The sequence below is a fragment of the Pantoea vagans genome, assembly GCF_001506165.1.
Lineage (GTDB): Bacteria > Pseudomonadota > Gammaproteobacteria > Enterobacterales > Enterobacteriaceae > Pantoea > Pantoea vagans_C.
In genome coordinates, this window is sequence record NZ_CP011427.1 from 3,716,520 (window position 1) to 3,739,982 (window position 23,463).

Genomic DNA, 23,463 nt, shown 5'->3' on the forward strand with positions numbered 1-23,463 from the left:
CCTCATTTGTAGGTTTTGTAGTTGAGTGAGGAAACTTGAATCTTCTGAATGACGCCGTTATTGAAGAAGTAATTCATTACGGTGAGGGACAGGAGTTCAGAGATGAAGACGCTCCAGGCGGCACCCATGATGCCGTAGCTCTGGATCAGCCACCAAGACAATGGCAGGCTAATCACCATCAGGCAGACAATCTTCTTCAGCAGATAGTTGAACCCGCCCTCTTTCACCATGTAGCGATACGCCACGGTTCCCATTGCCGAAAAGCAGGTTGCTAACGACAGTAACGTAATGAGACTTCCTGACTGTGTGTACTCGTGACCATACAAAGCGATGATTATTTTTTCGCCATACAGCGCGATCACCGCTAACAACAACAATGAAACACCCATAACATAGCCGTTCAGCCGCGCAGTGAGCTTGATGGCGGCAGCTCCGCGCTCCCGGAATATCTCCGAGAAACAGGAAGTGATGATGGCTACCGGAATAAAAATCCAGGACGCCGAGATTGTATTTGCCGCAGCAAACAGGCCGAGATCGCGCGCTGAGGCAATCCCCGCAAGGAACATCTGTGCCGCTTTTACCTGTACAGAAATAAAGATGCTGGAGATAGCCAGTGGCAATCCGGCATACAGCAGATAGCGCAGATAGGTATTGCGCTTCTCCTGAGGGGGTGCCAGATCCTGGTTTTCCCGATAGAAGTTGAAACGCTTAATGACGTAGGGCACCAGCGTAACGGCCACAATAGACAGGGTCAGCCACAACGGATTGAGATGTAGCCAGGCGATGGTGAAACTCAAGGCAAAGCCCAGCAGCAGACCAATTGAGTTGGCCACGGTATTTAACCGTGAAGCCAGTCGCGCGTTGTTATACACGCTGAACGTATCCTGAGTGACAAACACCGATGAAATAAACGAGGCCAGGGCAAACGCGAGGAAGTTTTCCTGCATGTTGTACCACACCCAAATCAACACCGGGATCGATGTCAGCAGTAACAACACTAACCGCATATTGCGCGCCACGGTCATCAGGCGCAGGCCTTTGGGCGCACTTTTGCTGATGCGTTTAAAGAGGATGGTTTCCGTGCCAAAAATCGCCACGGTTTGCACCATCGAGAATAACGAAGTAGAAAACGCCATTTGGCCGAAGATGGTTGGGCCAAAGGATTTTGCCACGTAGGAGGTCACAAATATGACGCCAAACACCGAGACGAGCTTCTCAGACATCATCCAGGCGGCATTAGACATTACGCTCAATTTCATTGACTGATCCTTAGTATTACTTACAGCAACTGCCTTTCGGTACAACGTCCTTGAAATGAATTAACAAGCGCTCAGTGGGCCTGACCTAAATTAAGAACTTCAAACCAAACTGGTCCGAAAAATGAGATTCGCGTCAGGATTCTTTGAATGAATTCAGGATAATTCCGATTAAACCTGGTGCGAATCTCTGCGGATGTAAACGATTTCAACCTCAATTCGAAGAAAAAGTTTACTAGCACACCCTGTGATTTTGACAAACAGGTTATGCCGAATTTCCAATGATTGTAGTATTTTTCTGCATTTGGGATGGAATGAATCTATATCAAAAACCCAAAGCCAGGAAGGCGTTCAACGGCATTCATAATAAAATAAGATTTATCCCATGATGATATTTATTCTAAATAACTTAATTTAACCCTCGCAATTCTAATCGCGCACTTTAATACTGCATTAATACTCTTTTTGCAGTACCAGATATTAATACAGTTATTCTCATCCACTAATTGATAAGAAAGGTAAGAGCATTTATGAGAAAGTCACGATATAGCGAAGAGCAAATCACAAATGCCATTAAAGCTTCTGAAACAGGAGTGAAAGTCAGGGAGATTTGTGAGGAGCTAGGCATCTCAGAGGCAACCTTCTATAGCTGGAAGAAAAAGTTCTCCGGACTTTCTTCCGAAGAAGGTAGAAAAATCAAAGAATTGGAGGATAAGCTGCAGAACCTTTCCCGCGAGTTGCAGTCGTTGAGTTCCGACAAGGAGATGCTGCAAAGCGTATTGAAAAACTTCTTCACCACAAATGAAAAACGTCAGGCCGTTAACTTCCTGCAAACTACCTTCGACATTGGCACCCGTCGCAGCTGTCGCTTGCTGGATATTAGCCGTAGCGTTTACCACTATCCTTCAGGTTCCGATAATCACTAACGACATTAAGGCCGCTGTTATTTGACTTAATGCTGAGATTTGTTCTTACCAGAAGAGATGAAGATCATTTAATTCGGCGTTCGCAACATAACAATTCGCACCATTTTTTCCTGATGATTATCATCGCGGAATTGCTTCCTTTTTTGCGGTAAAATTGATTCACATCAGCAAAAGTCTCGCTATTCAAGCCATTTAGACGAGGGCCAATCTCATTTCGGTGAGATTGGCTCTTCGCATATTACTTTATCAATATTAATGCTGAGACCTGAATGCAGATAATTCTGTTAAGCATTTATGAACAACGGACTGTAACCGCTCGCACATCTCCTCTTCTTTAAATTGGATCTATTGCCTTGCGCAATGATCATCTTCTCGATTTTCCCTATACGTTATCCCATGTATCAGTACCAGGATTCGTCCAGATCGAAAACGTTATCATGCCTAAACAATTACAGTAAAAAATGGCAACCCGCGTGAAATATCACCCCATAATTCATCGCTGTGTTTAATCAATTTTTAACAGGCTTCTGGCGGGTGTTTCTGAACTCTGGTGTTCACCCTTGAGCAAACAGTGGCTTTTCCAAGGGATTTTCAGTGCCAAAATGCAATTAAAATGCATCCCAGAGACACTTTTATCCCGCTCATTAGGGCCTTTTAGCCCACCTCCAGGAGGTAAATCATCGTGGAAGCCTGCGATAGACACGCGGCGCGAGTGCTTGTCGCAACACTTCGTTATGTCAAACCAAGGGTCAAACAGCGGTGAAATTGAGGGGAATTGTTATAAGACGACGATATGAGAGGTGATAAACGCCATTTCAGCGCACAAAACCGACTGGTCAAATTCTTAAAAACACTAAAGAAAGCGCTGCTGAGCAATCATTTCAGCAGCGGAAATCATTCGTTTCAGATCGGTTTGACCACCGGCTGCGGTTTAATGCGCATCGCGTAAATCACGCCGACAATCAGGCAGCCAATGCCAATACCGGTCAACAACGGCGGCCAGCTTTGTCGCCACAGGAAGGTCCACAGTAATCCGGCTAAGGTTTCGAATACGATAAGCGGCCCCATGATCACGGTGGGCACACGCTGGCTCGCCGCATTCCAGCAAAGCGTGCCGAGCCAGGAGCAAATCAGGCCAATCGCTAGCATCAGCAACAGATAGCGCGTTGGCTGTGGCCCAAACGGCAGCGCGAAGTCCGGTTGCTGCCAGTAAAGCTGACCACAAACCAATAAATAGAACACCAACGCCAAGGGTAAGGTGACCAGTCCCTGCGCAGTCGCCCAGCTACCGGGCTTATGCTGCGGGTGAGCGCGCAGCCAGATACCATTACGCAACGGATACCAGGTCCAGCACGCCACCGCTAATACGGCCAACAGCAGACCGGTGAGATAACGTGACCAATCAAAGTTCGGCCCCTGCATCTGCAGTTCTGCAGCATTCACGCACGCTAAACCCGCAGCGATAATCAATAAGGCCGGTAAGAGCTTACGCCAGGAAAGTCGTCCCTCAAGATGGCCATAACAGAGATTGGCCGTCACGGTGATCACCACCGGCAGCGTGCCGATGATCATGGTCGATATAGGTGCACCGGTGCGCTGAATCGCACTGGCGAGAAATGCGTAATAGAGCAAATTGCCGATTAGCGACAGTTTGAGCGCTTCCAGCCAGTCTTTGCGCGCCAGCAGGCGCAAACGACGACGGTCCAGCCACGCCAGCGGCAGCACCACCAGGCCAAACGCCACATAGCGCCCGGCTGACTGTAAGGTTCCTGGATAGTCCGGTATCAGCAGAGGGCCAACGAAAATCAGCCCCCACATCAGTCCAGCCGCTAAAGCAAATACAATCCCAGCCAACATACGTTCTTCCTTTATCACAGTGCGGCAGCAGTGTGACGCAAACCGATAATAAAGGCTTGTAGCAGATTGCGGTTAGCGTGAGGGGAAGACTTGCTTTTGAAAACGCCCAGGCGTGATGCCGTAGCGATGGGCGAAGGCTCGCGTGAGATGCGCCTGGTCGGTCAATCCTACCGTCGCTGCCACGGAGGCAGCGCTTTCGCCTTGAGCCAGTCGCTGTTTAGCCTCGAACAAACGAAAAGCCATCAGCATTTGATGGGGCGTGACATGGAAGTGTTGTTTAAAACTGCGCAGGAAGTGCCAGGGCGACAAGGCAGCCAGCGCAGCAAGCTCCTCCAGGCGTACCGGCTCCGCCAGGTTTTCTCGCAGATACATTTTCACCACATCGAAACGATGCGCGCCTTCATCAGGTCTGGCTTTGCCTTGATGCGCCAGCGGTCGCAGTAGTTCCAGCAGTTCCAGTAACAGGCTTTCACGCTCTAGCGCGCTGGTCGCCTGCCACATCTGCGACAGCCGCTGGGAAAAGGGCTGCGCCAGACGCACATCCGTGCGCAATGCTTCACTGAACCACCAGTCACGATCGCCGGTCAGCCGATCCATCTCCTGCGGATCGATGTAAATCATGCGATAACGCCATCCTTCTTCGCAGGCCGATTCCCCCGTGTGTAACTCATCCGGATTCATCATCACCAGCGAGTGTTGCGGTGCCGTGTAATGCGTTCCGCGATAGCGGAAGCGTTGTGCGCCGGACTCAATGGTGCCAATGCCAAAGGCTTCATGGGTGTGCGGCTCAAAGGCATAGCGGGAGATGTGAGCCTGATACAGTTCAATGCCAGGCAATTCAGCAAATTGCTGAAATTGTGCCTGGTCGCACTTATCAGGAAAAATTTCGGGAACCACCTTCACGCCACACCTCCGGTAAAAACAGCTCAATAAGCATGCGCGGCTGGGAGGGGAAATGCAAAGCAGTTTTGCTTTACCTGTACACGGATTGATCGCGATACTGGAGCCCTGCATATAAAGGAGGACGTGATGGCAAATCGAGTGGTTGTGGTGGTGGATATGCAAAACGGCGTGCTGGAAACGCCGCGTTTCGATCGTGAAGGGCGCAGTGTCCGCATCAATCAATTAACGGCTGCAGCCGACCAGGTCATTTTTATCCAACACGTTGGGCCAGGCATGGAAGTGGACACCGAGGGCTGGCAGATTATTCCGGATTTACAGCAGCCCGACAATGCGCGCTATGTGAACAAAACCGCCTGTGACAGTTTCTGGCAAACCGACTTTGCCGCTGTGCTTGACCAGCATGACATTAAGAGCTTCGTGATTTGCGGCTGCGCCACCGATTATTGTGTCGATACCACCATTAAAGTGGGCGCGAGCCTGGGCTATCGCATCACCGTTGCCGCCGATGCCCACACCACCGCTGACCGCACTTACGTGACCGCGCAACAGCAAATCAATCAGCACAATGAAGTCTGGGCCGATCTCATCCTGCCTGGCAACCCGGTGCTGGTGCGTGATACCGATGATCTGCTGCGCGAGTGGCGACCACACTAGTTCTCAATATACGGATTATGATCCTGCGAAAATAAAAAAAGGCCATTCATGAAGAATGGCCTTTTCAATTCAACATCAGGTTACCTGTTTACACAGGGCCCAATCAGAAAGGAATGTCGTCGTCAAAATCCATTGGCGGCTCATTGTTCGCCGGTGCACTCTGCTGCTGCGGACGCTGCTGTGCACCGCCGCTGAACTGGTTGCCGCCCTGAGGCTGCTGCTGAGGTTGCTGTGGCTGGCCCCAACCGTTGTTGTTGCCGCCGCCCTGGCCACCCATTGGTGCGCCACCGGCGTTCGCGCCCTGCTGACGTCCACCCAGCATCTGCATGGTGCCGCCAACGTTGACGACCACTTCAGTGGTGTACTTTTCCTGGCCGCTCTGATCCTGCCATTTACGGGTACGCAACTGGCCTTCAATGTAAACCTGAGAACCTTTACGCAGGTACTCGCCTGCGACTTCGGCAAGCTTGCCGAACAGCACAACACGGTGCCACTCGGTAATCTCTTTGTTTTCACCGGTGGTCTTGTCGCGCCAGCTTTCCGACGTGGCCAGCGTAATGTTGGCTACCGCGCCACCATTTGGCATGTAGCGCACTTCCGGATCCTGACCCAGATTCCCGACTAGAATCACTTTGTTTACGCCACGACTGGCCATGTTGCTGTCTCCCGATGAGTTGATGCTAAAAGTCTAAGCCAAAAATTGTATCACGTCACAATGACGGTGCCCACTTCAGAGCAGGCTCCCAATTTTTCTTCGGCACACAGAATAGCAAAAACACTGGATATTTATTCAGTTTATTTTTTGTGCCATAATGATGCGTTTCTGCTGGTCGTGCTGGCAAGGCATGGCGAGTGTTGTTCAATCCGGGAAAGGTGAATGGATAAGATCGAAGTCCGCGGTGCGCGCACCCATAATTTGAAGAATATCAACCTGATCATCCCTCGCGATAAGCTGATTGTGGTCACCGGTCTGTCGGGTTCCGGGAAGTCGTCGCTGGCGTTTGATACGCTGTATGCCGAAGGTCAGCGCCGCTATGTTGAATCGCTCTCGGCTTATGCACGTCAGTTTCTTTCATTAATGGAGAAACCGGACGTTGACCATATTGAAGGTCTTTCGCCCGCCATTTCTATTGAACAGAAATCGACTTCGCACAACCCGCGTTCAACGGTCGGTACCATTACCGAAATCCATGACTATCTGCGTCTGCTGTTTGCCCGTGTGGGTGAACCGCGTTGCCCCGATCATGATGTGACGCTGGCGGCACAAACCGTGAGCCAGATGGTGGACCAGGTGTTGGCGCAAGAAGAGGGCCGCCGCCTGATGCTGTTGGCGCCAGTGGTAAAAGATCGCAAAGGCGAGCACACCAAAACGCTGGAAAACCTTGCGGCTCAGGGTTATATCCGTGCCCGTATCGACGGTGAGGTCTGCGATCTGTCTGATCCACCGAAGCTGGAACTGCAGAAGAAACACACCATTGAAGTCGTGATTGACCGCTTCCGCGTGCGTGACGATCTGGCGACGCGTCTGGCGGAATCCTTTGAGACCACGCTGGCGCTGAGTGGCGGCACCGCCATTGTGGCGGATATGGACGACAGTAGCGCTGAAGAGATGCTGTTCTCCGCTAACTTTGCCTGCCCGATTTGTGGCTACAGCATGAGTGAACTGGAACCGCGCCTGTTCTCGTTCAATAACCCAGCCGGTGCGTGCCCAACCTGTGATGGTTTGGGTGTGCAGCAATATTTCGATCCCGATCGTGTGGTGCAAAACGGCGAGCTGTCACTGGCAGGAGGCGCGATTCGTGGCTGGGACCGCCGCAACTTCTATTACTTCCAGATGCTGCGCTCATTAGCAGAACATCTCGATTTTGATGTCGAAGCCCCGTTTAACAGCCTGAGCGACAAAGCACGCGAGGTGATTTTATACGGTTCCGGCAAAGAGAATATCGAATTTAAATACATCAACGATCGCGGCGACACCTCAGTGCGTCGTCATCCGTTTGAAGGTGTGTTGCACAACATGGAGCGCCGCTACAAAGAGACGGAATCCAATGCTGTGCGTGAAGAGCTGGCGAAATTCATCAGCAACCGCTCCTGCACCAGCTGCGAAGGCACACGTCTGCGTCGTGAAGCGCGTCATGTGTTTGTCGAGAACACCAACTTGCCGACCATCTCAGAGATGAGCATCGGTCATGCTACGGACTTCTTCCGTAACCTCAAGCTCAGCGGCCAACGCGCGCAAATCGCTGAGAAAATTTTGAAAGAGATCGGCGATCGCCTGAGTTTCCTGGTCAACGTCGGTCTGAATTACCTCTCAATGTCACGTTCCGCGGAGACCTTATCCGGTGGTGAGGCACAGCGTATTCGTCTGGCAAGCCAAATCGGTGCGGGCCTGGTGGGCGTGATGTACGTGCTGGATGAGCCATCGATTGGTCTGCATCAGCGTGATAACGAGCGTCTGCTCGGGACGCTGATTCACCTGCGCGATCTGGGTAATACCGTGATTGTGGTTGAGCACGATGAGGATGCGATCCGCGCGGCAGACCATGTAATTGATATCGGCCCTGGCGCGGGCGTCCACGGTGGTCAAGTGGTGGCCGAAGGTGATGTGAATGCCATTATGGCAAACGAAGCCTCATTGACCGGCCAATATTTGAGTGGCAAACGCGAAATCGCGATTCCCCAACAACGCGTGAAGGGTGATCCCGCCAAGGTCCTTAAACTGACCGGCGCACGTGGCAATAACCTGAAAGATGTGACGCTGACGATCCCGGTAGGCCTGTTTACCTGTATCACTGGCGTGTCGGGCTCGGGTAAATCAACGCTGATCAACGATACCTTGTTTCCGATTGCTCAGCGTCAGCTCAATGGTGCCACTACCACTGAAGTTGCCCCGTATCGCGAGATTGCTGGTCTGGAGCACTTCGATAAAGTCATCGATATCGATCAGAGCCCAATCGGTCGTACACCGCGCTCTAACCCGGCCACCTACACCGGCATTTTCACGCCGGTACGTGAACTGTTTGCCGGCGTGCCAGAAGCGCGTTCACGCGGCTACAATCCGGGTCGTTTCAGTTTTAACGTGCGTGGCGGACGCTGTGAAGCCTGTCAGGGCGATGGGGTGATCAAAGTCGAGATGCACTTCCTGCCAGACGTTTACGTGCCTTGCGATCAGTGCAAGGGCAAACGCTATAACCGTGAAACGCTGGAGATTAAATATAAAGGCAAAGGCATTCACGAAGTGCTGGATATGACCATCGAAGAAGCACGTGAGTTCTTCGATGCGGTGCCAGCGCTGGCGCGTAAGCTGCAAACGCTGATGGATGTAGGTCTGTCATATATTCGCCTCGGTCAGTCGGCTACCACGCTCTCCGGTGGTGAAGCCCAGCGCGTGAAGCTGGCGCGTGAGCTGTCGAAGCGCGGCACCGGGCAGACACTTTACATCCTGGATGAACCGACTACCGGTCTGCACTTCGCCGATATCCAACAGCTACTGGAAGTGCTGCATCAGTTGCGCGATCAGGGCAATACCATTGTGGTGATTGAGCACAACCTTGATGTGATCAAAACCGCTGACTGGATTGTTGATCTCGGTCCTGAAGGCGGCAGTGGCGGCGGGGAAATTCTGGTTTCGGGCACACCTGAAACGGTTGCCGAATGTGAGAAATCCCACACCGCGCGCTTCCTTAAGCCGATGTTGAAGAAGTAATTTTACCAGGTGCGCATCAATGCGCACCCTACATTTTGTATACTGTTTATCCGTAGGGTCGCCATTAATGGCGACCGCTGTTTCAGACATTCCTTTCAGCCAGATTCCGCAGCAAAATGCAGAAACAGGCAAGAATCAGACAACTTCAGGCATATACGCTTTCTCCCCCGCTGACTATCCTTATACCGTTCCTTTTTAGCGCAACCCAACGCGCCTTTATCCCTTCAGCTCACTGAACGGGATCCCGCAATAAACTCACGACACACCCGATTGGAGACACCATGAATATTACGCATGCCTATGCCGCACAGGACGCGAAATCTAAACTCGCCCCGTTCGACTATAAGCCGCGCGAGCTGCGCGCTCATGATGTGCAGATTGAAGTGTTGTACTGTGGCGTTTGCCACTCCGACCTGCATACTGCGCGCAATGAATGGAAAAACACCATTTTCCCTGTAGTGCCAGGCCATGAAATTGTTGGACGCGTCACCGCAGTTGGCGCGCACACCCACAAATATAAAGTGGGCGATTTGGTCGGTGTTGGCTGTATGGTTGACTCCTGCCGCAGCTGTCCGAGCTGCCAGGAAGGACTGGAGCAGTATTGCGAAAATGGTTTTGTTGGCACCTACAATGGTGAAGACCGTGAAACCCGAGCCATCACTTACGGCGGCTACTCCACCAGCATGGTCGTTGACGAGAGTTTCGTTCTGCGTGTACCGGAAAACCTCGACCTGGCCGGTGTTGCGCCCCTGCTGTGCGCCGGTATCACCACCTATTCTCCGCTGCGCCACTGGAATGTAGGCCCAGGGCAGAAAGTCGGTATCGTCGGTCTTGGCGGCCTCGGCCATATGGGTGTGAAACTTGCCCATGCCATGGGCGCACATGTGGTGCTGTTCACCACCTCTCCATCTAAAATTGAGGATGGCAAACGTCTCGGCGCCGATGAAGTGGTGATTTCAAAAGATGCTGATCAGATGGCACAGCATACCAACAGCTTTGATTTCATCCTCAACACCGTTGCTGCTCAGCACGATCTCAACCCGTTTATTGCCCTGCTGAAACGCGATGGCAACATGACACTGGTTGGCGCGCCAGAGCACGATCACCCGGCACCACAGGTGTTCAATCTGATCTTCAAACGTCGCAGCATTGCCGGTTCGCTGATTGGTGGCATCGCTGAAACTCAGGAGATGCTGGATTTCTGCGGTAAGCACGGTATCACTTCAGACATTGAGCTGATCGCCATGAACCAGATTAACGAAGCCTACGAACGTATGCTGAAAAGCGACGTGAAATACCGCTTCGTGATTGATATCAACACCCTGCGTGAAGAGTCTGCGGCTTAATTAGCGCGAATCTTCATCATGGCTGATGCCCGCCGCGCGTGTGGCGTCAGCCTGTTGCCAGGAAGCATCCACCAGGTAATAGATCTGCGAATCCTTTAGTGAACCATCCAGCCACAATGTACTCCAGTGCGTCTTATTGAGGTGCTCGCTCGGAAACACATCGCTGTGCTCCTCTCGTAGTAAATCCGCAAGAGCAGGCGAGGTTTTTAACGACAGCGCCGGACGCCCTTTTGCATCATGCACCATGGCAAATAGCACACCCTCGCTTTTGATTTGCGTGGCATCCCATTCATTTTTATAGGTTTGCTCCGCGCCCGGTTTGCTCATACAAAAAGTCAGTAAATCCGAAGTGTTCATGCTGTACTCCCTTTCATCGATGGGCAGATAACTGCGCGGCATTCCGCCTGCCAGAATCATAACGTCATCACACCGTTTAAGTGTGCAGCATGTCGCCAAAAGGTAAAGGCCAGCTCGGCAGATTAGGGCGATAAAAAAACCGCCAGCCCGAAGGCATGGCGGTTTTTATCTTGCTGCGAGGTGTATTTACATCACGGCAGCAAAGGCTTCAGCGACCTGATTCACGTTACGGCTATTAAGGCCGGCAACGCACATACGGCCGCTGGCGATCAGGTAGACGCCGAACTCATCACGCAGGCGATCAACCTGCTGCGCACTCAGACCGGTGTAGCTGAACATACCGCGCTGCTTCAGCAGGTAATCGAAGTTTTTTCCCGGCAGCTTGGTGCTCAGCACGTTAACCAGTGCCTGACGCATTTCGATGATACGCAGACGCATCGCTTCCACTTCTGCCAGCCAGTTGTTCAGCAGAGCTTCGTCGTTCAGCACGCAGGAAACCACCTGAGCACCGAAGTTTGGTGGACTGGAGTAGTTACGACGCACAGTGGCTTTCAGCTGACCCAGCACGCGTGCAGACTCTTCTGCGCTTTCGCACACAATCGACAAGCCGCCAACACGTTCGCCGTACAGCGAGAAGATTTTCGAGAACGAGTTGCTGACCAGTGCAGGCAGGCCCGCAGCGGCAATCGCGCGGATGGCATATGCATCTTGTTCCATACCGGCACCAAAGCCCTGGTAGGCGATATCGAGGAATGGAATCAGCTCCTGCGCCTTCAACACTTCAGTGGTCTCATCCCACTGCGCGTCAGTCAAATCTGCGCCCGTCGGGTTGTGGCAGCATGGGTGCAGCAACACGATGGACTGCTTTGGCAGTGTCTTCAGTTTGGCAATGAAGGCATCGAACTTCACACCGTTGGTTTCCGCGTCGTACCACGGATAGGTGTTCACCTCGAAACCGGCACCGTTGAAGATCGCGACGTGGTTTTCCCACGTTGGGTCACTCACCCACACGTTGGAATGCGGGAAATAACGCTTCAGGAAATCTGCCCCCACTTTTAACGCACCAGAACCGCCGAGCGTCTGAATAGAAGCAATACGTCCCGCTTTCAGCATTGGATGTTCTTTACCAAACAGCAACGGGGCAATGGCGTTACGGTAAGGTCCCAGGCCTTCCATCGGCAGATAGAGCGAAGCCTGATGCGGCTGCGCCTGCAGGCGCTCTTCGGCTGCAGCAACGGCCTGTAGCTGAGGAATGATGCCCGCCTCGTTGTAATAGAGGCCGATGCTCAGATTCACTTTGTTGTCACGCGGATCCTGTTTGAAGGTTTCCATCAGCGACAGAATCGGATCGCCAGCATAAGCATCAACGTTTTGAAACACGGTGCAGATCTCCATGATTGGTCATAAAAAGTCGGTAAAGAGGCGTCATCAAACCATATAACGGCCAGGACGGTGATTCATTGCGATGATGAGATTAAGTATCACCGCACCTGCGATAGAGGCCACCAGCATCGGCAGCGACACCACAAACAGTGATGCGAGTACCACGCAGGTATCCACCGCCATTTGCAGTTTGCCCGCGCGCAGACCGATGCGGTCTTGCAGCCAGAGCGCCAAAATATTGATACCACCCAGGCTGGCTTTGTGACGAAACAACACTATAAACCCAATACCCATCACCACGTTACCGAACAATGCCGCATAAAAGGGATTTAGCGCAGAAAAATGAATGAATAACGGATGTAAATGCGTAAACAGCGAAACCAGTCCAACGGCGCAGAAGGTTTTAATGGTGAATTCCCATCCCATACGGCGCACCGCCAGCCAGTAAAACGGCAGGTTGATCAGGAAAAATGCGCTGCCGAAGGAGAGCGGTGTCAGATAGCTGATTAAGAAGGCAATGCCTGCGGAGCTGCCCGTCAGCGCGCCCGCCTGTTTCAGCATAATCACGCCAAATGAGACCATTAATGTGCCGAGCACAATGGCCAGCGCATCTTCAATCAGCGAATGAGGAACTTTGGTAGGTTGAACGACGTTATCCATGGATTAATCTCAGTGCAAATGATGCGGTTCAAATGCAAAAAACGCACCACATAGGCGACGTCTAGTCGCCACCCATGTGGTGCCAGCGATTATCCAATTGATAACTAAGGCGCTTTTATTGCAGATTTTTGTGCATCAATTAATGAACCAGCAATCAATTCATGCACAAATCTGTTTCTGGTGCGCGTTTTTCGCATTTTTCAGCCAAATATTGCGCCAGATTAGCACATCATGCACTTTTTTGGCGCGTTTTGTGCTCAGGGATCATCATCAAACCGTTCTCTTTTAATCGGTTTAAAACTACGGAAGTCTTCACATGCGCCACGCTCTGATGCCCCGCCACTAATTGGCTGATCAACGCGCTGAGTGACGCCAGATCGGCGACGGCAACTTTCAGCAGATAATCGGCATCTCCGGTGGTTTTGAAAGCATCAACAATGGCGGCTTCCTCCTCCACCATGCGATGGAAACTCGCTTCATAATCAGGTGTGTGATTTTTCAAACGCACTTCAATCAAGCCCACCATTCCGAGACCCACGGCGTCCGGCGAGAGCCGTGCGTGATAACCCAAAATGAGGTTTGCCTGTTCAAGGTTGATGCGGCGGCGTGAACATTGGGACGCCGAAAGACCGACTAAATCACTGAGTTCCTGATTGGTGAGGCGGCCGTTAGATTGTAATAGTGTCAATATCTTAAGGTCGTAATCGTCTACCTGGGTCATTCTGTTTCCACAGCGTATTAAGGGGCGCTTTGGTACAGATAACCTGATTAAAGCCGGGGTTGTCCAACACTATTTTCTGATGACGTGAATTGCATGCACAAATCGTGCATGCAACGGGCATGAAAGGCTTATTCGTCGTCGTAAGAGGGTCCAGCGTAGTTATCAAATCGTGACCACTGACCGTTAAAGGTCAATCGTACGGTGCCGATCGGCCCGTTTCGCTGTTTACCGAGAATGATCTCCGCGATGCCTTTCAGATCGCTGTTTTCGTGATAAACCTCGTCGCGATAGATGAACATGATCAAGTCGGCATCCTGTTCGATCGATCCGGATTCACGCAGATCTGAGTTCACTGGACGTTTGTCCGCTCGCTGCTCCAGAGAGCGGTTGAGCTGCGACAGTGCCACCACCGGCACATTGAGCTCTTTCGCCAGGGCTTTCAACGAACGCGATATCTCGGCAATCTCCAGCGTACGGTTATCCGACAGCGACGGCACGCGCATCAATTGCAGGTAGTCGATCATGATCAAGCTCAGACCGCCATTTTCACGGAACACACGGCGTGCGCGTGAGCGGACCTCCGTTGGCGTCAGACCAGAAGAATCATCGATATACATGTTCTTCTTCTCCAGCAGGATCCCCATGGTTGCGGAGATACGCGCCCAGTCTTCATCTTCCAACTGACCGGTTCGAATACGGGTCTGATCCACACGTGATAGTGAAGCCAGCATACGCATCATCAATTGTTCGCTGGGCATCTCAAGGCTGAAGATTAATACCGGCTTATCTTGCAGCATTGCCGCGTTTTCACACAGGTTCATGGCGAAGGTGGTTTTACCCATCGATGGACGCGCGGCAACGATAATCAGATCCGAGCCCTGCAGACCGGCGGTTTTTTTATTCAGGTCCTGATAGCCGGTATCGACCCCAGTGACGCCATCGTGCGGCGTCGACACCAGCGCCTCAATACGCGATACCGTGGCTTCCAGAATCTGCTCAATGTTCTGCGGGCCTTCATCTTTATTCGCGCGCTGCTCGGCGATTTTGAAGACATTGGATTCGGCGAAATCGAGTAGATCTTCGCTGCTGCGGCCTTGAGGATCATAACCCGCATCGGCAATTTGATTCGCTACCGAGATCATTTCGCGCACCACCGCACGTTCACGTACGATATCCGCATAAGCACCGATGTTCGCGGCACTTGGGGTGTTTTTCGCTAACTCTGCCAGATAGGCAAAGCCGCCCGCCATCTCCAGCTCACCCAATGTTTCCAGCGATTCGGATAAGGTGATCAGGTCAATCGGCTGGCCCATTTCCAGCAGGCGCTGCATTTCAGAGAAGATCATGCGGTGCGAGCGGTTGAAGAAATCTTCCGCGACGACGCGCTCAGAGACGTTATCCCAGCGCTCGTTATCCAGCATCAACCCACCGAGCACCGACTGCTCCGCTTCAATGGAATGCGGCGGCATTTTCACGCCTTCCAGCTGCCGATCGCGGGTTTCGTTGGATTTGTTGGTGGGTTTATTTCCTGCCATAGTGAATGCATTACCGATCGTGAAAGGGACGCGCAAGTATACCGTCCCAGGATGAACAATCACAGGAGTCAGAATGGCAAAGCGTATTCAGTTCAACCAACACGGTGGCCCGGAGGTGTTGCAATGGGTCGATTTTGAGCTGGCCGATCCCAGCGAGCATGAAGTTCAGGTCGAGAATAAGGCGATTGGCATCAACTACATAGACACCTATGTACGCAGCGGACTCTATCCGGTGGGCGCGTTTCCCTCTGGCCTTGGCACCGAAGCGGCGGGCGTGGTCAAACGCGTGGGCTCTGCCGTGACACGTTTTAAGCCCGGCGACCGGGTGGTGTATTGCCAGGCCACGCTGGGGGCCTATAGCGAGCTGCATAATGTGGCGGAAGATCGCCTGGTGATCTTGCCAGACAGCATCAGCTTCGAGCAGGGCGCCGCCTCATTTCTCAAGGGGCTAACCGTGCAGTATCTGCTGCGCCAGACCTATAAAGTGAAAGCGGACGAGATCTTTCTGTTCCACGCGGCGGCCGGTGGGGTGGGTTTGATTGCCTGCCAGTGGGCGAAAGCGCTGGGTGCGCATTTGATTGGCACCGTCGGGTCGGCTGAAAAAGCGAAAATTGCCAAAGATGCCGGCGCATGGGCCACGATTAACTACCGTGAGGAGAATATTGCCCAACGCGTCAGCGAATTGACCAACGGCGAGAAAGTGGGCGTGGTGTATGACTCCGTCGGGAAAGATACCTGGGAACCGTCGCTCGATAGCCTGCGCCGTCATGGCTTGATGGTGAGTTTTGGTAATGCGTCAGGGCCGGTAACCGGTGTCGATCTCGGCATTCTGAACAAGAAGGGATCGCTGTTTGTCACGCGCCCTTCGCTGTTTGGATACATCACTAACCGTCAGGAGCTCGACAGCGCCAGCAATGAACTCTTCTCACTGATTGCCAGCCGCGCCATTCAGTTGAAAGTGCCAGAAGAGCAGAAGTTTGCCTTGAGCGATGCGGTACGTGCGCATCAGGTGCTGGAAAGCCGCGCCACACAGGGCTCAAGTTTACTGATCCCCTAAAAGTTAAGGGCTTCCCGAAGGAAGCCCTTTTTTTCTTTCTTTTTATAGTTCGCGCTGGTGTAGGGTCAGCGGCGATGAATTCGTTTGAATTACTTTACGCATCCTGACAGAAAACATAAGTAAAAAATATGTTTAAATGCAGATTCGTACTAAGCAATTATTCACTCTGTGATCGCCCCCGCATTTAGCGCCAGCCATTCCTGTCTAAGTGACTGATTTTTCTTTTCAGTCTGTTCAATTTAGCTTCACCACTTGGTGTGGTAAATGCGCGGTAAAGCCAGACGGTGACCACTGCCAGCACCAACCATGGCAACAACTTGATAACAAGTGCAAACAATCCGCCCAGGAACATAACGACGGTGGCGACGATCAATGCCGCAATGACACCCAGCAATGAGACGCCGGTCAACAGCAGCATCAGAAAAAAGCCGATAACAAATAAAATTTCCACGAAGGCTCTCCTGTGTAAGTAACACAGTGTGCATTACAAGATGCGTGCCAAATTAGAAATTTAGGTAATGTGTTGAAAATCAAGGAAAAGATTGAGGGTTAAGCTAAATGCAGTGATGAGATTCACTAAGTTGTGGCGTGATAAAAACCACATCTTAACAGCTTAATGATTCCTGATAATCTTCAAGGGCGGCCTGAAGGCCGCCCCTACGACGTCAGATAACGTGAGATCACGCTTCTTGTGGAATTCTATCTGCCACTAAGGCTAGTGCCGCTTCCAGCACACGAACATCCGCACCCGGTTTATGCGCATTTTCACTTAAATGACGACGCCACTGACGTGCACCCGGAATGCCCTGGAACAGACCCAGCATATGACGAGTGACGTGACCAAGATAGGTTCCCTTGCTGAGTTCTGCTTCGATATAAGGATACATCGAACGCACCACGGCAACCGGATCCACCAGCGCACTGTCGCGACCAAACAGCTCACGATCCACCTGCGCCAGAATGCCGGGGTTTTGATAGGCTTCGCGGCCCATCATCACGCCATCCATATGCTGCAAATGCGCTTTTGCTTCTTCCAGGGTTTTAATGCCGCCATTGATGGCCATGGTCAGCCCGGGGAAATCACGCTTCAGTTGGTAAACGCGTGGATAGTCGAGCGGTGGGATTTCACGGTTCTCTTTCGGGCTCAAACCCGAAAGCCAGGCTTTGCGGGCATGAATAATAAAGGTGTCACAATTTCCCTTATCCGCCACGGTGCCAACGAAATCACACAGGAATTCATAACTGTCTTGCTCATCAATACCGATGCGCGTTTTGACCGTCACCGGAATGCTCACCACATCACGCATGGCCTTAATGCAATCAGCGACCAATGCCGCATCAGCCATCAGGCAAGCACCAAAACGGCCGTTCTGGACGCGATCGGAAGGGCAACCGACGTTGAGATTGATCTCATCGTAACCCCGTTCCTCCGCGAGTTTTGCGCACTGCGCCAATGCTGCAGGATCGCTGCCACCTAACTGCAACGCGAGCGGATGTTCCTCTTCACTGTAAGCGAGATAATCACCTTTGCCGTGAATGATAGCGCCCGTGGTCACCATTTCGGTGTACAGCAGTGTATCGCCGCTTAACTTGCGGTGAAAATAACGACAGTGGCGGTCGGTCCAGTCCAGCATCGGGGCGATGGAAAAACGTTGCGAAGAGAAAGTATCGGTCATGAAGCGCAGCAAATCCGGAGTGAGTTAAGTGATGACAATCTGCGCAATGATACCACAGTAATAACGGGCGACACAGCCGCCCGTTATTACGGGTTTTAGAAGTTAAATCCGAGCTGCAACATGCCGCCCCAGGTATTGTCATCACCCACCGAACCGGCGAGATCCAGATGAACCGTGTTGTTAAACGGTGACACACCCAGACCGGCAGTAAAGACGTTAGTGTCGTTGGATTTCATATCCGCACGATAACCCGCACGTAAGGCCAACCACTCCAGCACGCGATATTCAGCACCCACGCCCGCATACTGGCTGCTCTCTTCAGACTTAAAGCGTTTGGTTTCAGTCAGATCAACATCACCAGCCAGCGTGAACGCACCGTAATTCCATGCCACGCCCGACGTGACCAACGGACGGATTTGGTAGGTATCGCGATAGCCTTCCACCGTTTTCGTATCAATATCACGTGAAATCAGGTTCTGACCGGTGACACCCACTGTCCAGTGGTCGCCAAAATCGGTTGCGACACCGGCATCAATGTTGAAGCCAGTGTCAGAGCTGCGGTACTGACTGTTGTTGATGTTACTTTTATCGAAGTTATAAATACTGGCGGTGTAGTTGTACAACCAGGTTTTCTGCAATTTCGGGGTAACGCCTACTGAAACCGGATGACCGGCAACGTTGAACTCATGGGCCAGCGCAACGCCGTAGTCGGTGACTAATGCTGCCAAACCGTTACCGCTGGACGTTAATTTATCCTGGTCGCCTGGCAAAGGAATCACCGTGCCGTCTGCGACACCGCGCAGATAAGTGATATCACTCTGGGAAACATTGGCCTGCACATGTGCTGTACCGTAGGCTTTGGTGATAAATGCAAAGGGCAGCGTTTCATTTGGCACGGTAACCGCAAAGGCTACACCCGCAGTGCCATGGGCTTTATCACCCTTTAAACCTTCCAGCTGATTAGCCATATCCCCGGCGGCAGCCTTGAGTTCTGGATAGCCTCGCAGATAATCGGCAAACGTCAGATTATCAATCACGTCTTTGTAGCGATCGACGCTGTCGCTGATGTCATCGACTTTGTTAATTAATTTATCGGCGTCCGTAACCTGAACACCCGCCGAAGGGAAAATAATGCTGACGTTATCTTCAGGTTTGGCTTTGGTCATCAATGCCGGGTTGGCCAGCACCGCCGAACTCCAGGTGGATGAGGCGACGCCCGTCCCCCCCATCGCATCGTTGCGTGCGTCATACCATGTACCCGCTGCCAGAGCTGAAGAAGAAAGAAATACCGCATTCAAACCAATAAGATAAGCAACTTTTTTGTGCCTGAATATTGTCTTCACCATGAGCCTGCCATCACCTTTGAAATGTCGCTGAATCACTCAGAAACGAAACAGTTTAGTTAGCCGCTATTCTGAACCCTGGCTAACGCATCATTGCTGTGAATTAAAAGGAAATAGCACTGCTATTCACAGAATTGGCTGCGCAGACACCATTCTGCTGTTTTGTTATGCAGAAAAATGAACAATACGTAAATTGATACCAGAAATTACTTAAGACCTTTTGAACCTTAGACGCTAACCCGGTGAGTTGCAAAGCAAAATCAGGACGGTTTTTATGCTATCTGGCTGATCTAATAGAGAGTATGAAATTGCTGGAATGGATAAGAGTTGCAGAATGGGAAAGTTAATTCATTGATTATCGTGGGTTTTCTTAGACAACATAAGAACAAAAAGCAATCACAGCAGGGTAAAAGTTTGTGTGATAAAATAACATCGCCTGCAACCTGGAGAATGTTTATGTCAAACCTCACGCCCGCACAACTGCTGACTCAAGCAGAATCACTTTGCCTTGATCGCGGCGTGCGCCTGACCACTCAACGCGCTGAAGTGCTGCGTCTGATGGCCGAGCAAAATGGTTCGATCAGTGCCTATGACCTGTTGGATCAACTGCGCATCAGTGAACCGCAGGCTAAACCGCCAACGATTTACCGTGCACTGGATTTCCTGTTAGAACAAGGGTTTATTCACCGCGTTGAATCTAACAACAGCTACGTGGTGTGCCATCATTTTGATGAACCAGCCCATACCTCAGTCATGCTGGTGTGTGACGGCTGTGCGGCTGTCAGTGAGAAACATGCTCATGGGGTGGAAAAAATTATCGCAGGCTTGGCCGATCAGGCAGGTTTTTCACTGCGTCATACCGTCATTGAAGCGCATGGGTTGTGTGAAAATTGTGCAGAAGTCGCCGCGTGTAAGCACCATGACAGCTGCGATCATGACCATGAAATTGAGAGTAAAAAGAAGGTAAGAAAAGGGTAGTTGGCACTTCCTTGTGCCGTGCCGACGGGTGATCGGCGGGGTAGGAGCATCATCCTTAAAGCGGCTGCTTACCAACGGTAGTCTTTATTATGACTTTCCCAGTCTTTGACTTCCGTTTCGGCTTGCTCTTTCGCATAGCCATAACGTTCCTGAATTTTGCCGACAAGCTGATCGCGTTTACCTTCAATGACAGTCATATCGTCATCCGTCAGCTTGCCCCATTTCTCTTTCATCTTCCCTTTGAACTGCTTCCAGTTACCGCTCGCTTCGTCTTTGTTCATCATAATCCTCCACGTCATCCTGAGTGAGATAAGATGATCCCCTACAAAAGCAAGGAAACATCTACACAACGCGCTACTCATTTGCGCCGTTTGAGATAATTATAGTACCCGGCGTGGATTGCGCAAAAAAATACAGAATAATCTGTAGGTTACGCTTCGCTTATCCGGCATTGAACCAGGTGTCACGCTGCCAGTGACGACGCCACACCCACCACAGCGTTACGCCTCGCAACGTAAGAAACACCGTTACCGCCAGCCATAAGCCATGGTTTCCCAACCAGGGGAGTGATAGCAGAGCAACGCCATAACCCACCGCTGCCATCACCATGCTGTTGCGCATTTCGCGTCCGCGCGTGGCACCAATAAACATGCCATCCAGCAGATAGCACCATACGCCGACCAATGGCAGAATCACCTGCCAGACTAAATAGCGATCGGCCATTTCACGCAGTGTCTCCAGCGAAGTGAGCAGCGCCACGATATATGGACCGGTAAAGGCGTATATCAGGGCAAACATTAACGCGACAATCCCCGCCTGACGGCAGGCTGCATGCCAGATAAGTAATAATCGGCTGCGATCTTTTGCCCCGACAGCCTCCCCTGAGCATGCTTCGACCGCATAGGCAAAGCCATCCAGCGCGTAGGCGGTAAAGGTGAGGAACATCAGCAATACCGCGTTGACTGCCACCACGTCTGGCCCGATGCGCGCGCCCAACAGAGTGAGAGAGGCAAAGCAAATCTGCACCATCAGCGAACGCAGCATAATGTCGCGATTGAGCCGGAACAGGCGCGCAGCATCACCGCGCCAGCTTTGCTTGAGCAGCGTAAAATGGATACCGCGCAGCCTGAGCACGCGCGCTACCATCCATAAACCGACTCCCAGCGTCACATATTCTGCCAATGCGGTTGCCGCCGCAGCCCCCGCCACGCCCCAGTGCAGTTTCAGTACGAAGAGTAAATCGAGCAGAATATTGACCAGGTTCCCAACGATCAGCAGCACCATGGGCGCCCTGGCATACTGCACGCCTAGCAGCCAGCCAAGAATCACCAGATTGGCCAGTGTGGCCGGCGCGCTCAGCCAGCGAATTTCGATAAATATTTGCGCCTGCTGCTGCACTTCTGGGCTACCGCCCATCAACGTTGCCGCGAGAGTGCTCGCAGGCGTTCGCAGCAGCGCAAACGACAAGCCTGCAACCAAAGCAATCAATAAGGGTTGTATCAACGCGCGCGCCAGTGCGGTTTTATCATTGGCACCAAAGGCCTGGGCCGTCAGCCCGGTGGTGCTCATGCGCAGGAATAGCAGCAGCATAAAGATGAAGCTGGTCGCTGTAGTACCGACAGCCACGCCGCCCAGATAAATAGGACTATCGAGATGACCAATCACCGCCGTATCAACCACGCCGAGCAGCGGGACAGTAATATTGGAGAGGATCATCGGCAGCGCCAGCCGCCAGAGTGCTTTATCTGAAGAGGAAAACAGCCGCATCCGCCCGTTCCGTTGTTGCGAAGATCAGCCTGATTCCTCACGCTGAACCAAAAAAGTCCGACGCAAAGAATCAGTACTTCATACTGCGATAAGCGCTACCGCAGCGGGGGAGTTCAAAAAGAGATTAGAGCCATTCACCGTTACGCACGATGCCCACAGCCAGACCTTCAACGGTCAGAGACTGTTCACGCGTATCGACCACGATCGGCTGGAAATCGGTATTTTCGGGCAGCAGATGTACAATAGCGCCCTGCTTTTTCCAGCGTTTTACGGTGACTTCATCATCAATACGCGCCACCACGACCTGGCCATTACGCACTTCCTGAGTCTTATGCACCGCGAGCAGGTCGCCATCCATAATCCCGATATCTTTCATCGACATTCCACTTACGCGTAACAGGAAATCAGCGTTAGGTTTGAACAGATTAGCATCAACCTGGTAGTGAGCTTCGATGTGTTCCTGCGCGAGCAGCGGCTCACCGGCGGCTACGCGGCCAATCAGCGGTAAACCTTCGCTGACTTCTTCTTCCATCAGCAGACGAATACCGCGTGAAGCACCCGAAACAATTTCGATAACACCTTTACGCGCCAGCGCTTTCAGATGCTCTTCAGCAGCATTGGGCGAGCGAAATCCCAGTTGCGAAGCAATTTCCGCACGCGTTGGCGGCATGCCCGTCTGGTTAATATGGTCGCGAATCAGATCATAGACCTGTTGCTGCCTTGCTGTTAACGCTTTCATCCCGCCCCCTGGTTGTTTATACAGTCGCTGTGAGTATATACAGGTATTGGCGAAATGAAAACCAAAACAGCGGCGAATTAGCGCAGCGCGGTGAATCTGGAATGGCTATCGCAAATGGGACCAGAGCAGTGTGATCCAGACAAACAGGGCCAGCAAGATAGCCAGTAATACCGCCGCTGAACCCATATCTTTTGCGCGTCCTGCCAGCGGATGCCGCTCTTCGCCGATGCGATCCACCACCGCTTCGATGGCGCTGTTAATTATTTCAATAATGATCACCAGCACCACTGAGCCAATCATCAGCACACGAGAAATGACATCGATATCCAGCCAGCAGGCCACGATAACGGCGATCACTGCGGCGATCGCTTCCTGACGAAATGCCGCTTCATTCTGCCAGGCAGCGCGTAACCCCTGCCAGGAATAACCGGCTGCATTCACTATTCTTTGAAAACCGGTGACATTATTTGCCATGCTGGTGGAACCCTTGATTGATTTTGACGTCAATTTCTCGGCAGCCTGAGGTGGTGTCACCACAGATCTTCGCTGCACTTTCTGGTATGCTTGCCGCGCTTTGCTAACAAGAGGCTTTAAGTTGT

At 51.9% G+C, this 23,463-nt stretch carries 22 protein-coding genes; 6 read left to right on the forward strand and 16 right to left on the reverse strand.

Features of this window, described 5'->3' with window-relative positions; translation table 11 throughout:
- Nucleotides 1-2: 2 nt before the first annotated feature.
- Nucleotides 3-1,259 (reverse strand): polysaccharide biosynthesis C-terminal domain-containing protein, encoded by a 1,257-nt coding sequence (locus tag LK04_RS17240; protein ID WP_039331633.1) that lies wholly within the window; start codon nt 1,257-1,259, stop codon nt 3-5.
- 527 nt (nt 1,260-1,786) lie between these two features.
- On the opposite strand from LK04_RS17240, the gene LK04_RS17245 reads away from it, so the two are divergent.
- Nucleotides 1,787-2,182 (forward strand): transposase, encoded by a 396-nt coding sequence (locus LK04_RS17245; RefSeq protein WP_039331635.1) that lies wholly within the window; start codon nt 1,787-1,789, stop codon nt 2,180-2,182.
- A 903-nt stretch (nt 2,183-3,085) separates the two neighbouring features.
- On the opposite strand, the gene LK04_RS17250 is transcribed toward LK04_RS17245, so the two are convergent.
- Nucleotides 3,086-4,039: a DMT family transporter gene (locus LK04_RS17250; RefSeq protein ID WP_039331637.1), complete on the reverse strand. Its 954-nt coding sequence runs from the start codon at nt 4,037-4,039 to the stop codon at nt 3,086-3,088.
- 72 nt (nt 4,040-4,111) lie between these two features.
- Nucleotides 4,112-4,942, reverse strand: a complete 831-nt coding sequence (locus tag LK04_RS17255) for an AraC family transcriptional regulator (RefSeq protein ID WP_039331639.1) — start codon at nt 4,940-4,942, stop codon at nt 4,112-4,114.
- Between the two features lie 126 nt (nt 4,943-5,068).
- On the opposite strand from LK04_RS17255, the gene LK04_RS17260 reads away from it, so the two are divergent.
- Nucleotides 5,069-5,596 carry an isochorismatase family protein gene (locus LK04_RS17260; protein WP_039331641.1) on the forward strand — a complete coding sequence of 176 codons (528 nt, stop codon included), beginning with the start codon at nt 5,069-5,071 and terminating at the stop codon, nt 5,594-5,596.
- Between the two features lie 103 nt (nt 5,597-5,699).
- On the opposite strand, the gene ssb1 is transcribed toward LK04_RS17260, so the two are convergent.
- A complete protein-coding gene (gene ssb1 / locus LK04_RS17265; protein ID WP_039331643.1) occupies nt 5,700-6,251 on the reverse strand; it encodes a single-stranded DNA-binding protein SSB1 in 552 nt (183 codons plus the stop codon).
- 222 nt (nt 6,252-6,473) lie between these two features.
- Here ssb1 and uvrA point away from each other — a divergent pair, with 222 nt between their 5' ends.
- Complete coding sequence (uvrA, locus tag LK04_RS17270) at nt 6,474-9,302, forward strand: excinuclease ABC subunit UvrA (RefSeq protein ID WP_039331645.1); 2,829 nt, start codon at nt 6,474-6,476, stop codon at nt 9,300-9,302.
- Between the two features lie 281 nt (nt 9,303-9,583).
- The gene (locus LK04_RS17275; protein WP_039331647.1) at nt 9,584-10,648 is read left to right on the forward strand and encodes an NAD(P)-dependent alcohol dehydrogenase; all 1,065 of its coding nucleotides are present in this window, start codon (nt 9,584-9,586) and stop codon (nt 10,646-10,648) included.
- On the opposite strand, the gene LK04_RS17280 is transcribed toward LK04_RS17275, so the two are convergent.
- From LK04_RS17280 to dnaB, 5 genes are all read right to left on the reverse strand, one after another.
- The gene (locus tag LK04_RS17280; protein ID WP_039331739.1) at nt 10,649-11,005 is read right to left on the reverse strand and encodes an MmcQ/YjbR family DNA-binding protein; all 357 of its coding nucleotides are present in this window, start codon (nt 11,003-11,005) and stop codon (nt 10,649-10,651) included.
- A 186-nt stretch (nt 11,006-11,191) separates the two neighbouring features.
- Nucleotides 11,192-12,385: an amino acid aminotransferase gene (locus tag LK04_RS17285; protein WP_102136038.1), complete on the reverse strand. Its 1,194-nt coding sequence runs from the start codon at nt 12,383-12,385 to the stop codon at nt 11,192-11,194.
- A gap of 48 nt (nt 12,386-12,433) precedes the next feature.
- The gene (locus tag LK04_RS17290; protein ID WP_039331650.1) at nt 12,434-13,048 is read right to left on the reverse strand and encodes a YitT family protein; all 615 of its coding nucleotides are present in this window, start codon (nt 13,046-13,048) and stop codon (nt 12,434-12,436) included.
- 229 nt (nt 13,049-13,277) lie between these two features.
- Entirely contained in the window at nt 13,278-13,769 is a 492-nt protein-coding gene (locus LK04_RS17295; protein ID WP_039331651.1) for an Lrp/AsnC family transcriptional regulator, read from the reverse strand.
- A gap of 128 nt (nt 13,770-13,897) precedes the next feature.
- A complete protein-coding gene (dnaB, locus tag LK04_RS17300; protein ID WP_039331652.1) occupies nt 13,898-15,304 on the reverse strand; it encodes a replicative DNA helicase in 1,407 nt (468 codons plus the stop codon).
- A gap of 73 nt (nt 15,305-15,377) precedes the next feature.
- Between dnaB and LK04_RS17305 the strand changes: the two genes are divergently transcribed.
- Nucleotides 15,378-16,361 (forward strand): quinone oxidoreductase, encoded by a 984-nt coding sequence (locus LK04_RS17305; protein WP_039331653.1) that lies wholly within the window; start codon nt 15,378-15,380, stop codon nt 16,359-16,361.
- A gap of 184 nt (nt 16,362-16,545) precedes the next feature.
- Here the strand turns inward: LK04_RS17305 and pspG are convergent, their stop codons facing one another.
- The 3 genes from pspG to traF all read right to left on the reverse strand — a co-directional run bounded on the left by pspG (nt 16,546) and on the right by traF (nt 19,383).
- Nucleotides 16,546-16,779: an envelope stress response protein PspG gene (gene pspG, locus LK04_RS17310; protein WP_231568861.1), complete on the reverse strand. Its 234-nt coding sequence runs from the start codon at nt 16,777-16,779 to the stop codon at nt 16,546-16,548.
- A gap of 262 nt (nt 16,780-17,041) precedes the next feature.
- Complete coding sequence (dusA, locus tag LK04_RS17315) at nt 17,042-18,037, reverse strand: tRNA dihydrouridine(20/20a) synthase DusA (RefSeq protein ID WP_039331656.1); 996 nt, start codon at nt 18,035-18,037, stop codon at nt 17,042-17,044.
- Nucleotides 18,038-18,132: 95 nt separating this feature from the next.
- Nucleotides 18,133-19,383, reverse strand: a complete 1,251-nt coding sequence (gene traF / locus LK04_RS17320; RefSeq protein WP_039331657.1) for a conjugal transfer protein TraF — start codon at nt 19,381-19,383, stop codon at nt 18,133-18,135.
- A 453-nt stretch (nt 19,384-19,836) separates the two neighbouring features.
- Here traF and zur point away from each other — a divergent pair, with 453 nt between their 5' ends.
- Nucleotides 19,837-20,358, forward strand: coding sequence for a zinc uptake transcriptional repressor Zur (zur, locus tag LK04_RS17325; RefSeq protein WP_039331658.1), 522 nt, complete (start codon nt 19,837-19,839; stop codon nt 20,356-20,358).
- A 68-nt stretch (nt 20,359-20,426) separates the two neighbouring features.
- Here zur and LK04_RS17330 read toward each other — a convergent pair whose 3' ends face one another.
- The 4 genes from LK04_RS17330 to LK04_RS17345 form a co-directional block, all read right to left on the reverse strand.
- Nucleotides 20,427-20,639 carry a CsbD family protein gene (locus tag LK04_RS17330; RefSeq protein WP_039331660.1) on the reverse strand — a complete coding sequence of 71 codons (213 nt, stop codon included), beginning with the start codon at nt 20,637-20,639 and terminating at the stop codon, nt 20,427-20,429.
- A 160-nt stretch (nt 20,640-20,799) separates the two neighbouring features.
- Nucleotides 20,800-22,125, reverse strand: coding sequence for an MATE family efflux transporter DinF (gene dinF, locus LK04_RS17335; RefSeq protein ID WP_039331662.1), 1,326 nt, complete (start codon nt 22,123-22,125; stop codon nt 20,800-20,802).
- A gap of 124 nt (nt 22,126-22,249) precedes the next feature.
- A complete protein-coding gene (lexA, locus tag LK04_RS17340; RefSeq protein ID WP_039331664.1) occupies nt 22,250-22,864 on the reverse strand; it encodes a transcriptional repressor LexA in 615 nt (204 codons plus the stop codon).
- A gap of 105 nt (nt 22,865-22,969) precedes the next feature.
- Nucleotides 22,970-23,338 (reverse strand): diacylglycerol kinase, encoded by a 369-nt coding sequence (locus LK04_RS17345; RefSeq protein ID WP_039331667.1) that lies wholly within the window; start codon nt 23,336-23,338, stop codon nt 22,970-22,972.
- Nucleotides 23,339-23,463: the final 125 nt, after the last annotated feature.

What these genes read in the sequence shown, in the direction of transcription:
- LK04_RS17240 (WP_039331633.1), bottom strand. Translation starts at nt 1,259, where the DNA reads ATGAAATTGAGCGTAATGTCTAATGCCGCCTGGATGATGTCTGAGAAG.
- LK04_RS17245 (WP_039331635.1), top strand. Translation starts at nt 1,787, where the DNA reads ATGAGAAAGTCACGATATAGCGAAGAGCAAATCACAAATGCCATTAAA.
- LK04_RS17250 (WP_039331637.1), bottom strand. Translation starts at nt 4,039, where the DNA reads ATGTTGGCTGGGATTGTATTTGCTTTAGCGGCTGGACTGATGTGGGGG.
- LK04_RS17260 (WP_039331641.1), top strand. Translation starts at nt 5,069, where the DNA reads ATGGCAAATCGAGTGGTTGTGGTGGTGGATATGCAAAACGGCGTGCTG.
- ssb1 (WP_039331643.1), bottom strand. Translation starts at nt 6,251, where the DNA reads ATGGCCAGTCGTGGCGTAAACAAAGTGATTCTAGTCGGGAATCTGGGT.
- uvrA (WP_039331645.1), top strand. Translation starts at nt 6,474, where the DNA reads ATGGATAAGATCGAAGTCCGCGGTGCGCGCACCCATAATTTGAAGAAT.
- LK04_RS17275 (WP_039331647.1), top strand. Translation starts at nt 9,584, where the DNA reads ATGAATATTACGCATGCCTATGCCGCACAGGACGCGAAATCTAAACTC.
- LK04_RS17280 (WP_039331739.1), bottom strand. Translation starts at nt 11,005, where the DNA reads ATGAACACTTCGGATTTACTGACTTTTTGTATGAGCAAACCGGGCGCG.
- LK04_RS17290 (WP_039331650.1), bottom strand. Translation starts at nt 13,048, where the DNA reads ATGGATAACGTCGTTCAACCTACCAAAGTTCCTCATTCGCTGATTGAA.
- LK04_RS17295 (WP_039331651.1), bottom strand. Translation starts at nt 13,769, where the DNA reads ATGACCCAGGTAGACGATTACGACCTTAAGATATTGACACTATTACAA.
- dnaB (WP_039331652.1), bottom strand. Translation starts at nt 15,304, where the DNA reads ATGGCAGGAAATAAACCCACCAACAAATCCAACGAAACCCGCGATCGG.
- LK04_RS17305 (WP_039331653.1), top strand. Translation starts at nt 15,378, where the DNA reads ATGGCAAAGCGTATTCAGTTCAACCAACACGGTGGCCCGGAGGTGTTG.
- pspG (WP_231568861.1), bottom strand. Translation starts at nt 16,779, where the DNA reads ATGCTGCTGTTGACCGGCGTCTCATTGCTGGGTGTCATTGCGGCATTG.
- dusA (WP_039331656.1), bottom strand. Translation starts at nt 18,037, where the DNA reads ATGACCGATACTTTCTCTTCGCAACGTTTTTCCATCGCCCCGATGCTG.
- traF (WP_039331657.1), bottom strand. Translation starts at nt 19,383, where the DNA reads ATGGTGAAGACAATATTCAGGCACAAAAAAGTTGCTTATCTTATTGGT.
- zur (WP_039331658.1), top strand. Translation starts at nt 19,837, where the DNA reads ATGTCAAACCTCACGCCCGCACAACTGCTGACTCAAGCAGAATCACTT.
- LK04_RS17330 (WP_039331660.1), bottom strand. Translation starts at nt 20,639, where the DNA reads ATGAACAAAGACGAAGCGAGCGGTAACTGGAAGCAGTTCAAAGGGAAG.
- dinF (WP_039331662.1), bottom strand. Translation starts at nt 22,125, where the DNA reads ATGCGGCTGTTTTCCTCTTCAGATAAAGCACTCTGGCGGCTGGCGCTG.
- lexA (WP_039331664.1), bottom strand. Translation starts at nt 22,864, where the DNA reads ATGAAAGCGTTAACAGCAAGGCAGCAACAGGTCTATGATCTGATTCGC.
- LK04_RS17345 (WP_039331667.1), bottom strand. Translation starts at nt 23,338, where the DNA reads ATGGCAAATAATGTCACCGGTTTTCAAAGAATAGTGAATGCAGCCGGT.